Origin of the sequence: Roseateles sp. DAIF2 (genome assembly GCF_015624425.1) — a bacterium.
Taxonomy (GTDB): domain Bacteria; phylum Pseudomonadota; class Gammaproteobacteria; order Burkholderiales; family Burkholderiaceae_C; genus Kinneretia.
Map to the genome: position 1 here is coordinate 5,040,996 of NZ_CP049919.1, position 12,482 is coordinate 5,053,477.

Annotated in this window: 12 protein-coding genes; 9 read left to right on the forward strand and 3 right to left on the reverse strand. The window is 70.0% G+C overall.

Going from position 1 to position 12,482, the window contains the following annotated elements; translation table 11 throughout:
- Positions 1-165: 165 nt before the first annotated feature.
- Positions 166-1,731: a sigma-54-dependent Fis family transcriptional regulator gene (locus G8A07_RS23230; RefSeq protein WP_195794302.1), complete on the reverse strand. Its 1,566-nt coding sequence runs from the start codon at positions 1,729-1,731 to the stop codon at positions 166-168.
- Between the two features lie 122 nt (positions 1,732-1,853).
- Here G8A07_RS23230 and G8A07_RS23235 point away from each other — a divergent pair, with 122 nt between their 5' ends.
- From G8A07_RS23235 to G8A07_RS23275, 9 genes are all read left to right on the forward strand, one after another.
- Positions 1,854-2,540 carry a GntR family transcriptional regulator gene (locus G8A07_RS23235; protein WP_195794303.1) on the forward strand — a complete coding sequence of 229 codons (687 nt, stop codon included), beginning with the start codon at positions 1,854-1,856 and terminating at the stop codon, positions 2,538-2,540.
- Positions 2,530-3,813, forward strand: a complete 1,284-nt coding sequence (locus tag G8A07_RS23240; RefSeq protein WP_195794304.1) for a malonyl-CoA decarboxylase — start codon at positions 2,530-2,532, stop codon at positions 3,811-3,813. The genes G8A07_RS23235 and G8A07_RS23240 overlap by 11 nt, the downstream gene beginning before the upstream one ends.
- Before the next feature lie 63 nt (positions 3,814-3,876).
- Positions 3,877-4,866 (forward strand): tripartite tricarboxylate transporter substrate binding protein, encoded by a 990-nt coding sequence (locus G8A07_RS23245; RefSeq protein WP_195794305.1) that lies wholly within the window; start codon positions 3,877-3,879, stop codon positions 4,864-4,866.
- Between the two features lie 13 nt (positions 4,867-4,879).
- Positions 4,880-6,415: a malonyl-CoA synthase gene (locus tag G8A07_RS23250; protein ID WP_249937113.1), complete on the forward strand. Its 1,536-nt coding sequence runs from the start codon at positions 4,880-4,882 to the stop codon at positions 6,413-6,415.
- Positions 6,412-6,645 (forward strand): cysteine-rich CWC family protein, encoded by a 234-nt coding sequence (locus tag G8A07_RS23255; protein WP_195794307.1) that lies wholly within the window; start codon positions 6,412-6,414, stop codon positions 6,643-6,645. The genes G8A07_RS23250 and G8A07_RS23255 overlap by 4 nt, the downstream gene beginning before the upstream one ends.
- Positions 6,646-6,825: 180 nt before the next feature.
- Positions 6,826-7,314 (forward strand): porin family protein, encoded by a 489-nt coding sequence (locus G8A07_RS23260; protein ID WP_195794308.1) that lies wholly within the window; start codon positions 6,826-6,828, stop codon positions 7,312-7,314.
- 116 nt (positions 7,315-7,430) lie between these two features.
- Positions 7,431-10,082, forward strand: coding sequence for a diguanylate cyclase domain-containing protein (locus G8A07_RS23265; protein ID WP_195794309.1), 2,652 nt, complete (start codon positions 7,431-7,433; stop codon positions 10,080-10,082).
- Positions 10,083-10,161: 79 nt separating this feature from the next.
- Positions 10,162-10,551 (forward strand): VOC family protein, encoded by a 390-nt coding sequence (locus tag G8A07_RS23270; RefSeq protein ID WP_195794310.1) that lies wholly within the window; start codon positions 10,162-10,164, stop codon positions 10,549-10,551.
- A 137-nt stretch (positions 10,552-10,688) separates the two neighbouring features.
- Positions 10,689-11,099, forward strand: coding sequence for a DoxX family protein (locus G8A07_RS23275; RefSeq protein ID WP_195794311.1), 411 nt, complete (start codon positions 10,689-10,691; stop codon positions 11,097-11,099).
- Here G8A07_RS23275 and G8A07_RS23280 read toward each other — a convergent pair.
- Together G8A07_RS23280 and asd are read right to left on the reverse strand one after the other, a co-directional pair.
- Complete coding sequence (locus G8A07_RS23280) at positions 11,096-11,599, reverse strand: hypothetical protein (RefSeq protein ID WP_249937114.1); 504 nt, start codon at positions 11,597-11,599, stop codon at positions 11,096-11,098. The genes G8A07_RS23275 and G8A07_RS23280 overlap by 4 nt on opposite strands.
- Before the next feature lie 19 nt (positions 11,600-11,618).
- Positions 11,619-12,482 carry an archaetidylserine decarboxylase gene (gene asd / locus G8A07_RS23285; RefSeq protein ID WP_249937115.1) on the reverse strand — a complete coding sequence of 288 codons (864 nt, stop codon included), beginning with the start codon at positions 12,480-12,482 and terminating at the stop codon, positions 11,619-11,621.

Below are 12,482 nucleotides of genomic sequence, written 5' to 3' on the forward strand. Positions count from 1 at the left end.
TTGTTCGTTTGCAAACACTATGGGCGCTGAGCGCCCGGCTGGCAACCGGGAGAAGCCAAGGAAAAAGCGGTTCAGCTCAACGACGCCCGAGGATCCGGCTCTGCCGGGCCTGCGGGCGTGCCCCCTTGAGGGGGCCGGCGAAGCCGGTAGGGGGTGGTCTGTTCTTCAGCCGAGATCGGGCCAGCGCGCCAGGCGCTCGTAGAGCGAGGCGCGCGAGATCTGCAGCAGCCGCGCCGCCGCCATGCGGTTGCCGGCGGTCAGGGTCAGGGCGCGGGCGATGGCCCGGCGCTCCAGCTGCTCCACCTGCTCGGGCAGCGGGCGCAGCAGCGCCTCCTCGTCGACCTCGGCAGTCGCTACAGCGGGTCGTTCCGGGGCCGGGTCTTGCATGACGGGCACCGACGCCGCGCCGAAGTCGGCCGCGCACAGCAGCAGCTCGTCGCTCATCAGGCTGGCCTGCTCCAGGCGGTTGCGCAGCTCGCGGATATTGCCCGGCCAGGGCTCGCGCGCCAGCCAATCCAGCGCGTCCGGCGCCAGCTGGCGTTGCGGCATGCCGCTGCGCCGCGCGATGTCCTCCAGCAGTGCCTCGGCCAGCGCCTCGATGTCCGCCGACCGCTCGCGCAGCGCCGGCAGCCGGATCGGCAGCACATTGAGCCGGTAATAGAGATCGGCGCGGAACTCGCCGCGCGCCACCATGCCGGCCAGGTCGCGGCTGGTGGCGGCGATCACCCGCACATCGACCCGGCGCACCGCATTGCTGCCCAGCGCCTCGAACTCCTGCTCCTGCAGCACGCGCAGGAGCTTGCTCTGCAGCGCCAGCGGCATGTCGCCGATCTCGTCCAGGAACAGGGTGCCGCCATCGGCCAGCGCGAACTTGCCCTCGCGGCCGCGCCGGTCCGCGCCGGTATAGGCGCCCGGCGCGACGCCGAAGAACTCCGCTTCCAGCAGGGTGTCCGGCACCGCCGCGATATTGATGCTGACCAGCGGCCGCGCCGCGCGCGGCGAGGCGGCATGGATGCCATGCGCCAGCAGCTCCTTGCCGGTGCCGGTCTCGCCCAGCAGCAGCACGGTGGAATCGAGCGCGGCGACCCGGCGCGCCTGGCGCTTGACCTCCAGCGCCGCCGGGCTGCTGCCGATGAAGCCGGCGATCGTGTGCTTGGGCCGGCGGTTCTTCGCGGTCTCGGCGGCCAGTTGGCGACGCGCCTCGTCCAGCTCGCGCTGCAGCCGGCCGAACTTGGCGATCAACGGCTGCATCGTCGGCGCCTCGCCGCTGCTCGCGAGCGGCGGCTGCTGTCCATGCTGCGGATGGTCCAGCAGCACCAGGCCCAGCGCGCCGATCACCGCGCCGGCCTCGTCGCGCAGCGGCAGGCGGCTGACCAGAAAGGTGCCGGCCTTGTTGCTCAACAGGTCGACCAGGATCGGCCGGCCGGTCTCGATCACCTCGGCCAGCAGGGTGTTGGGCACCAGCTCCTCGACCCGGCGGCCGACGAACTCGCTTTCGCTGCCGAAGCCCAGCGCCGGCAGGAAGCGCTTGTAGCCCTCGCTGATCCAGACCACGCGGTGCTCGCGGTCCAGCACCAGCATGCCCTGGGCGGTGCTGGCCAGCTGCTCGAACAGGGTGCGCGCGGCCAGGCGCAGCACGCCTTCGGCCCCGAACGACGACAGCAGTTCGGCGGACGGGGACAGGGCGGCGGGGCTGGCGGCAGCCGCGCCGCGGGGCGGCAGCGGGGACATTGCCGGGCAATGTAGCAGCGCGTCCGGGCGCCACCGGGGCCGAAAAGGCCGCCTCCGGGTCTACCCCGATGCGAGACGCGCACGAGGCTGTAATTATGGAATTACAAAATCATCAACCGGCCATGGACGATCAACTCCCCCTGCGCGGCAGTTCGATGCACGACGGCGTCGTCGCCCGGCTGCGCGCGATGATCTTCGCCCGCGAGCTGGCACCCGGCGCGCTGATCGACGAGAAGCGCCTGGCCGAGCAATGGGCGATCAGCCGCACCCCGCTGCGCGAGGCGCTGAAGGTGCTGGTGGCCGAGGGCCTGCTGGAGCTGCTGCCGCGCCAGGGCTGCCGCGTGATCGAGATGCGCGACGAGGACGCGGCCGACCTGTTCCCGGTGATGGCGATGCTGGAGGGCCGCTGCGCCTTCGAGGCCGCCACCAAGGCGCAGCCGGCCGACATCCTGAGCCTGCGCCAGCTGCACGAGCAGCTGGAGCTGGCCGCCGCGGCCGGCGATCTGGATGCCTATTACCGGACCAATCATCAGTTCCACAGCCTGGTGCAGGCGCTGGCGGCGAACCGCTGGCTGGAGCGCGTCACCAGCGATCTGCGCAAGTTCCTGCGCCTGATGCGCGGCCGCCAGCTGAAGTCGCCGGGGCGGCTGCAGGCCTCGCTCGCGGAGCATCGCCGGCTGATGGCCGCGCTGGCCGCCGGCGACGCGGCCGCGGCCGAGCGCGAGATGCAGGCCCATCTGCTGGCCCAGTTGGCGGCCCTGCAGGCCCTGAAGTCCCTGTCACCGGGAGAAGCGAGCCATGTTGACTGAACTGAGGCTGCAGCATCAGCAGCGCCAATTCCTGATCGCCGCGCGCCGCCTGCTGTCCGAGCGCGGCGAGGCCAACAGCCTGGGCCTGGCCCGCGAGCTGGTGGCGCGCCTGGCCGCGCTGGAGCCGGCCTCGCTGGAGGCGGTGTTCCACCGCCTGGCGCGCGACTTCAATCCCGACCCCAAGATGGTGCTGGCCGCCGCCCAGGCCTATGCCGACACGCCGGAGGCCGAGCAGCTGCTGGCGCTGATCAAGCTCAGCGAGCCGCCGCGCCAGGAGCTGTTCCGCCGCCTGAACCGCGCGCCCGGCGCCACCGGCACCCTGGTGCGGCTGCGCCGCGCGCTGCTGACCGGCCTGTCCCGGCATCCCGAATGGCGCGGCGTCGAGGCGGACCTGCTGCACCTGTTCAGCTCCTGGTTCAACCCCGGCTTTCTGCAGATGCGCCAGGTCGACTGGAACTCGCCGGCCCAGCTGCTGGAGCAGATCATCCGCCACGAGGCGGTGCACGAGATCGACGGCTGGGACGATCTGCGCCGGCGCCTGCAGCCGGACCGCCGGCTGTTCGCCTTCTTCCACCCGCAGCTGCCCGAGGAACCGCTGATCTTCGTCGAGGTGGCGCTCCTGCCCGAGATGCCCGGCGCGATCGCGCCGCTGATCGACAAGAAGGCCGAGACGATGGCGCCGGACAAGTACAAGGTCGCGGTGTTCTATTCGATCAGCAACTGCGAGCCGGGGCTGAAGGGCGTGTCGCTGGGCAACTTCCTGATCAAGCGCGTGGCCGAGCATCTGCAGCGCGAGATCCCGCGGCTGAAGACCTTCTGCACCCTGTCGCCAATCCCCGGCTTCGCGGCCTGGCTGGCGAAGACCGAGCTGGCCGAGCTGCCCGGTCTGAAGAAGGTCCAGCTGGAGCGGGCCCGCGCGGCGCGCGCCCTGCTGCAGGAGGCCTGCGGCGGTGAATGGGCAAAGCTCAGCCAGGCCGAGCCATTAGCCAAGCTGGACGAGGCCCAGCAGCAGGCCCTGCTGCGCCTGGCCGCGGTCTACCTGGTGGGCCAGACCGCGACGCCGCAGGGCGACCCGGTGGCGCGCTTTCACCTCGACAACGGCGCCCGCCTGGAACGCCTGAACCCGCTGGGCAACCGCAGCGCCAAGGGACTGAAACAGAGCTGTGGTCTGATGGTCAACTACCTCTACGACCTCGGCAAGATCGAGGGCCATCACGAGGCCTTCACCCAGGGCGATATCGCCTATTCGCGCGGCGTCGCCGCGCTGCTTTGATCGCCCCGACCCTTTCATCCATCCATAACAGGCCGCGCAGCGGCCCCTCAAGGAGACCCTCCGATGAACCAACCCTCGATGACGACGCGCCGCGCCGCGCTGGCCGCGGCCGGCCTCACCCTGCTGGCCCTGGCCGGCGGCGCCCAGGCGCAGAGCTGGCCCAGCAAGCCGGTCACCTGGGTCGTGCCCTTCCCGGCCGGCGGCGGCACCGACGCCTTCGCCCGCCCGCTGACCGCGCAGCTGAGCAAGCAGACCGGCAAGCAGTTCATCATCGACAACAAGGGCGGTGCCGGCGGCACCGTCGGCGCGACCCTGGCCTCCAAGGCGGCGCCGGACGGCTACACCTTCTTCATGGGCGCGGTCCATCATGCGATCGCGCCCAGCATGTATCCGAAGCTGGAATACAAGCTGGAGGAGGACTTCGTGCCGGTGGCGCTGATCTCCAGCGTGCCGCAGGTGATCGTCGTCAACCCGAGCAAGGTGCAGGCGACTGACCTGAAGGGCCTGCTGGAGTACATCCGCAAGAACCCCGGCAAGCTGAACTACGGCTCGGCCGGCAACGGCACCTCGCACCATCTGGCCGGCGAGCTGTTCAAGCTGCAGACCAAGACCTTCATCACCCATATCCCCTACCGCGGCGCCGGCCCGGCCCTGCAGGACCTGATCGCCGGCCAGGTGGACCTGATGTTCGACGGCCTGGGCTCCAGCGCCAGCCACATCAAGGGCGGCCGCATCAAGGCGATCGCGGTGGCCGGCCCGAAGCGCGCGCCCGGCTTCCCGGACCTGCCGACCAGCGCCGAGGGCGGCGTGCCGAGCTACCAGGTCGCGACCTGGTACGGCCTGTGGGCGCCCAAGGGCACGCCCAAGGAGATCATTGCCTCGATGCAATCCGAGCTGAAGAAGGCCTTCGCCGAGGACGCGATCAAGACCAGCTGGAACGGCCTGGGTGCCGAGCTGCCGAACCTCTACGGCGATGCCTTCGGCGGCTTCGTGCACAGCGAGCTCAAGCGCTGGGCCGAGGTCGTCAAGAGCTCGGGCGCGAAGCTTGATTGACGACAATACCGACATGAACGCAAACCTGTTCGCGGCGCTGCGCGCCGCCTTCCCCGCCGACCTGGACGCGGTCGCCATCGAATGCGCCGACGGCGAGCAGGCCGGCTTGGCCTACAGCTGGCGCGACCTTGAGCGCGCCACCGCGATGATGGCCAATCTGCTCGTCTCGCTGGAGCTGCCGGCCGGCAGCCGGGTCGCGGTGCAGACCGAGAAGAGCGTCGAGGCGCTGATGTTGTACCTGGCGGTGCTGCGGGCAGGTTATGTCTATCTCCCGCTGAACACCGCCTACCAGGCCGCCGAGATCGAGTACTTCATCGGCAATGCCGAGCCGGCCGTCGTGGTCTGCGCCGGCAAGAACTTCGGCTGGGTCAGCAAGATCGCCTTCCAGGCCGGCACGCAGAACGTGTTCACGCTCAACGAGGACCGCAGCGGCACCCTGCTGGACCGCGCCGGCGCGATGAGCGATGTGCACGAGCCTGCCGTCAAGAAGCCCGAGGAGCTGGCCGCCATCCTCTACACCAGCGGCACCACCGGCCGCAGCAAGGGTGCGATGCTGAGCCACGGCAATATGCTCAGCAACGCGCAGACCCTGAAGGACTACTGGGGCTGGCAGGCCGGCGACGTGCTGATCCACGCGCTGCCGATCTTCCATGTGCATGGCCTGTTCGTCGCCTCGCATGGCGCGCTGCTGAACGGCAGCAAGATGATCTGGTTCAGCAAGTTCGACCCCAAGGCCACGATCGCGCGCTTCAAGGACGCGACGATCTTCATGGGCGTGCCGACGCTCTATGTGCGCATGCTCGGCGAAGCGGCGCTGACGCCGGCGGCCTGCGCGCACATGCGTCTGTTCGTCAGCGGCTCGGCACCACTCCTGATCGAGACCTTCAAGGACTGGCAGACCCGCAGCGGCCACACCATCCTGGAGCGCTACGGCATGAGCGAGACCGTGATGCTGACCTCCAACCCCTACCGCGCCGAGATCGGCGAGAGGATCGGCGGCACCGTCGGCTTCGCCCTGCCCGGCGTGCAGGTGCGCGTGCAGGACGACAAGGGGCAGCCCTGCCCCGCCGGCGAGATCGGCAGCATCGAGGTCAAGGGCCCGAACGTGTTCGCCGGCTACTGGCGCATGCCGGAGAAGACCAGGGAGGAGTTCACCGCCGACGGCTGGTTCAAGACCGGCGATGTCGGCAAGCGGGACGCCCGCGGCTACTTCACCATCGTCGGCCGCAGCAAGGATCTGATCATCTCCGGCGGCTACAACGTCTACCCGGCCGAGATCGAGGGCTATATCAACGAGATGGCCGGCGTGGCCGAATCGGCCGTGATCGGCCTGCCTCACCCGGACTTCGGCGAGGGCGTGGTCGCGGTGCTGGTGCCGAAGCCCGGCGCCCGGGTGGACGGCGAGGCGATCATGGCGGCGCTGAAAAAGCAGATCGCCAACTTCAAGGTGCCCAAGCAGGTGTTCGTCGTCGACGCGCTGCCGCGCAACACCATGGGCAAGGTGCAGAAGAACCTGCTGCGCGAGCAGCACCGGAGCCTGTTCGCATGAACCCCGCCCCGGCCGCCATCGCCAGGCCGCTGCCGCTCAACGAGGACTGCCCGCGCTGCGGCCAGCCCTTCCGCTGCGGCGTCAACGACGGCCATTGCGCCTGCTTCGGGCTGGAGATCGGCGAGGCGCTGCGCCAGCGTCTCGCCCGCGACTACACCAGCTGCCTCTGCGTGGCCTGCCTGCGCGAGCTGAAAGCGCAACAAGCACTGGAAAACCCTGAGATTCCGTGACGGATTGGCAGCCGCCTCACCAATTGTTTCCAGTTTGTTGCTGACACCCAACCGGCGGGCCCGAGCCCGCCGGACGGGCCCGGACAATGCGAAGCGCCTCTCCTGCGAGAGGCGTTTTCTTTTTCCCCTCTCTCCAACAAAGCTGTTCATAAAACGAACGACAGCAGGATGACCTCTCATATGAAGAAAATCATCGCCCTGGCCATCGTCGCCGCCCTGTCCACCGCCGCTCAAGCCGAGGGTTTCTACGTCGGTACCGACGTGGGTCAGACCCGCTTCAAGGCCGAAGACACGACCTTCAAGAGCAACGGCGTGAATCTGTACGGCGGCTACCTGCTGAACGACAACGTGTCGTTCGAAGCCGGCTGGCGCAGCCTGGGCAGCGACACCCAGTTCGGCGACAAGCTGAAGGGTTCGGCCCTGCAAGCCTCGGTGCTGCTGAGCGCCCCCCTGAGCAACAGCTTCAGCCTGTTCGGCCGCCTTGGCGTGAGCCGCGTCGAATCCAAGGTGACCGGCCCCGGCCTGAACGAGAAGGACAGCGAGACCAAGGGCCTGGTGGGCTTCGGTGCCCGCTACGCCATCAACAAGCAGATCGGCCTGCGCGCCGAGTTCCAGAAGCCTCATCCCGATGTCAAGCTGATCTCGGTCGGCGTCGACTACCGCTTCTAAGCCGTAGACAGAAAAAAAACAGCGCCACGCGCCAGACCGGGCCTCAGGGCCCGGTTTTTTTTCGCCTCCGCCAGCCGCCCGGCGGCGCCGGGGCTGCGGGCACAATGCGGTGCAGCATGGGCCAAGCTTCCTTCGACGATCCGCATCGCCACGACGACAACGCCACGCCACGCGGCCGCCTGCACCGCCTGGTGGCCCTGCCGGCGCGCCGCCGCCAGCTGGAGCGGCTGATGCGCGCCGGGCCCTATGTCGCGCTGGGCCTGGCGCTGCTGATGATGTGGAGCGTGGTCGTCTGGTTCTCGGTGGTCTATCCGCAGCAGCTGACGGCCGACTACAAGCGCGAGCTCAGCGCCTCGACGCGCGCGGCCGCCACCCAGCTCGACGCGGTGCTGGGCGATGCGGAGAGCAGCCTGCGCACCGTCGACCTGTGGCTGCTGACCCGCGGCCAGCGCGAGCCGCTGAACGACGCCTCCCTGGTGCAGCTGGCCGAGACCCTGCGCGACACCTCGCGTGAGCTGGTCGACGTGCTGCTGGGCACGCGCGATGGCCGCTTCTACCGCCTGCCCTCGCGCCAGGCCGGTCCGCCCTTCGCCACCCTGCCCGAGGCGGATTTCGTCGGCCTGCTGAGCTCACCCGACAACGAGGGCCTGATGCTGGGCCGACCGCTGCGCCTGCGCGCCGATGGCCCGACCTACCTGCCACTGGCGATGCGCATGAGCGCGCCCAGCGGCGAGCTGAGCCTGCTGCTGGCGGTGATCGACACCCGCAAGCTGGCCCGGCTGCTGCAGCCCTATGCGCGCGGCACCGAGGGCTCGGTCGCGGTGCTGCGCGGCGATGGCCTGGGGCTTTTGCGCCATCCGGAGCTGCCCGGTTTCGTCGGCCGCAATCTGTTCGAGGGCCTGAAGGCCGACCACGCGATGCTGCGCCAGAGCAGCGGCGATTTCCGCAGCAGCGGCGCGAGCACCGACGGCCTGGCGCGCCTGGCCAGCTTCGAGACCCTGCAGGACTCCCAGGTCAAGCTGGTCGTTGCGCAGGGCATCGGTGCGACCCTGGGCGACCATGCGCAGCAGAGCCAGCTGGTGCTGATGCTGTCCAGCGGCATCACCGCGGTGGCCCTGCTGATCACCTGGGTGATGAGCCGATTGCAGCGCCTGGCGCGCGAGCGCGACGCGGCGCTGGCCGCCACCAGCGAGGCCTCGCCGCTGGGCATCTTCCGCTGCGATGCACAGGGCCAGCTCAGCTATGCCAACGACACCTATCTGCGCATGCATGGCCTGCAGCAGCTGGGGCCCTGGAGCTGGTTGGCGCTGCTGCCGCCCGAGCAGCGCGCACCGGCGCGCGAGCAATGGCGCGAGCAGGTGCGGCGCGGCCAGTCCCTCAACATCACCCGCCGCGTCACCCTGCAGGACGGCCAGCGCCGCATCTTCGCGGTGCGCACCGCGCCGCAGCGGCTGCAGGGCCGCATCGTCGGCTCGGTCGGCACGGTCGAGGACGTCACCGAGCGCCTGGCCCAACAGGAGGCGCAGCGCACCCTGCATGCCATCTTCGACCAGACGCCCGACTACATCTGCCAGTTCGACCCCGAGGGCCGGCTGATCTACCTGAACCCGGCCGGCCGCCAGCGCCTGGGCCTGGCGGCGGACGCTTCGCTGGAGGGCTGGACCTACCGCCCCTTCCTGCCCGCGCCGAGCGAGGGCTTTCTGGACGCGCTGCCGCAGCAGGCGCTGGACGAGGGTCACTGGGTCGGCCGCACCGAGCTGCAGGACCCGCAGGGCCGGCCGGTGCCGGTCTCCAACACCGTGCTGGTGCACCGCGGCCGGCAGGGCGAGATCGAGACCGTCTCGCTGCTGCTGCGCGACGTCTCCCAGCAGGAACAAGCGCAGCATGAGCGCGAGCGCAGCGAGGCGATGCTGAAGGCGGTGGCCGAGCAGGCGCCGATCATGATCGCGGTGCTGGACGAGCAGCAGCGCGGTCTGTTCTTCAACCATGCCTACGAACAGTTCTTCAATGTGCGGCGCGAGGACTGGATCGGTCGCCTGGCCCAGGACATGCTCGACGCCCAGGACTATGCGCAGAACCGGCCGCTGTTCGAGGCCGCCCTGGCGGGCAAAAGCGTCAGCCAGGAGTTCAGCTACGAGGCGCCCAGCTTCACGGTGCTGGAGACCCGCTATGCGCCGCTGCGCCTGGAGGACGGCCGCATCGGCGGCGCGGTCTGGACCGGCCGCGACGTCACGCGCGAGAAGCAGGAGCAGGCCCGCCTGCTGGACGCCTCGCAGACCGATCCGCTGACCCAGCTGCTGAACCGCGCCGGCTTCGATCAGCGCGCCGACGAGCAGATGGCGCTAGCGCGCCAGCACAACCAGCTGCTGGCCCTGCTCTACCTGGACCTGGACCGCTTCAAGCCGGTCAACGACCAGTACGGCCATCCGGTCGGCGACGCGCTGCTGCGTGCGGTGGCCGGCCGGCTGCGCCACACGCTGCGGCCGCAGGACCTGGTGGCGCGCCTGGGCGGCGACGAGTTCGCGGTGCTGCTGCCGCAGGTACAGGCGGCGGAGGCCGCCGAGGCGGTGGCGGCCAAGCTGGTGCGCGCGCTGGCCCAGCCCTTCATGATCGACACGCACGAGATCACGGTCGGCGTCAGCGTCGGCTACTGCGTCGCGCGCGGCGGCTCGGGCGACCTGGAGACCATGGTCGCGCAGGCCGACGAGCGGCTCTACGAGGCCAAGCGCGCCGGCCGCGGCGTCTACCGCGGCGGTTTCTGCGGCTGAGCTGGCGTCGCGGCGGCGGCGGGCCTAAGCTGTAGCCAGCCAGCCGGCCCGGCCGGCCTATCCAGCGAAAGGGCACCCGATGCTGTCCGACACCACCTCCGTCACGACCATGCTGCCGGTCATCGACCTGGCCCGCGCGCGCGCCTTCTACGAGGGCCGCCTGGGCCTCACACCCGGCGGCCTGAAGCCGGACGGCAAGTTCGTCTACCTGGTCGGCGGCAGCACCCTGGCGCTGTTCCCCAAGCCCGAGGGCACCAAGGCCGACCACACCGCGATCAGCTTCCGGGTCGACGACATCGAGGCCAGCATCGCGGCGCTCAAGCGCGCCGGCGTGGTCTTCGAGGACTACGACTTCCCGGGCCTGAAGACCGTCAACCATGTCTGCGTGCTGGGCGCTGAAAAGGCCGCCTGGTTCAAGGACACCGAGGGCAACTACCTCTGCCTGCACGAGGATCTGCCGGCCGGCTGAACGGCCGCGGCGGGTGCGCTGCCGCCGTGCGCGACGCTGAGCGCCGCTTCTGCTCCAGCTGTGCGTTAACGCACTGACGCGTGCCGGGGGCGCCGGCACCATGCCGGCTCTTGCAACTCCACCCCGAGCACGAGCCCATGGCCATCACGCACCAAGACGCCCTCGCCAAACTGATCCTGCGCCTGAGCCTGGGCCTGCTGACCCTGCTGCATGGCATCGGCAAGCTGGTCGGCGGCCCCGGCTTCATCCTCGGCCTGATGTCCAAGCATGGGCTGCCCGAGGCCCTGGGCTATCTCGTCTATGTCGGCGAGGTGCTGGCGCCGCTCTTGCTGATCGCCGGCCTGTGGACCCGCGCCGCGGCGCTGGTGATCGCGGTCAATATGCTGGTCGCGATCGCGCTGGTGCATGCGGGCCAGCTGTTCGAGCTGAGCAAGAGCGGCGGCTGGGCGCTGGAGCTGCAGGGCTTCTTCCTGTTCACCGCGCTCGCCTTGATGTTCAGCGGCGCCGGGCGCTACAGCCTGGGCGGCAGCGCGGGCCGCTGGAACTAGGCGACCGTCGCCTCGCGCTTGATGCGCAGCAGCGCCAGCTGCAGCACCCGCGCGTCGGTGCTGGCGCGGTGGCGTGCCAGGTCTTGCTCGCGACGCACCGCCAGGGTCACCTCGCGCCAGCGCTGCGCCTCGGCCTCCGAGAGCAGGATGCGCAGATCCTGCAGCCGGAAGGCCGGCAGCAGCGCCGCCGCGTCGAACAGGCGCGCCAGCCAGCTGTAGTCATGGGCCCAACCGTCGCAGTAGACGGTCTGGCCGGCCAGGCGCCGGTTCAGCTCCGCCGCCACCCAGGCGGGCGGCTTGCCGCTGCGCTGCAGCGCCTCGCGGCTGATGCCATGCAGGGCCTCGGCCGCCTCGTCCCAATGCTGCCAGTCCGGCGGCGGCTTGATCAGGCTGCAGAAGGGCTCGCCATTCGGCGCCACGAAGCCGACCTCGATCGGGTAGCTGCCGCGCCCGAAGCCCGAGGCTTCGAGGTCCAGAACGGCAGGCGCTTCCATCGGCATGGTGAAACCGAGTGTAAGGCTATGCCCTGGCCAGCACTTCCCCCATCCTGATGTGCTGCCCGCTGGCCACCGCCAGCGCGAAGCCCGGCGGCAGGAACACGATGATGGTCGATCCCTGCTGGAACCAGCCCAGCTCCTGGCCCTTCTGCGCGCTCGCATCGACCGGCAGCTCATGCGGGCCCGGGTAGTCGACATGCAGCAGCAGGTCCAGGCAATGCAGGCGCAGGCTGGCGACCAGGATCGCGGCCACCGCCACCAGCGCGATCGGCCGGCCGTCCTCGGCCAGCCGCGCATGGATCGCGGCGCGCTCGTTGCGGCAGAACAGGCGCTCGACCCGCTTCAGCGCGATCGGGTTGACGTTCCAGGTGTCGCCGGCGATATGGGTCACATGCTCGATCGTCAGATCGGCCGGCGCATGGAAGCGGTGGTACATCGCCGAGGTCAGGCGCAGGGTGACGAACTGCCCGCCCAGGAAGGGTGCGGCGCGCGCCGCATCGCCGAACAGCTCGCCGACCGAGTATGGAAAGCCCTTGGCCTGGAACACCTGGCCGCGCTCCACCGCGCCGCAGGCGCCCACGATCGCGTCGCAGGGGCTCAGCAGCGCGCCGGGCTCGCTCGCCAGCGGCCGCGCGCCCTCCTTCAGCTCGCGGGTGAAGCAGTCCTGCAGGCTGCTGAAGCGCTGCCGCTTGGCCTCGCCCAGGTCCAGCCGCGTGAACAGGCGCCAGACCGCGATCGAGAAGCGCGCCAGCAGCGGGCTCTCGATGCGGCTGTACCAGCCGACCAGGCGGGTCAGCGCCAGCCGCGGGATGCGGTTGGTCAGCAGGAAGTTCAGATCCTCCTGCTGCAGCAGGCGATCGCGCATCAGCATCGCGGCACGCTTCAT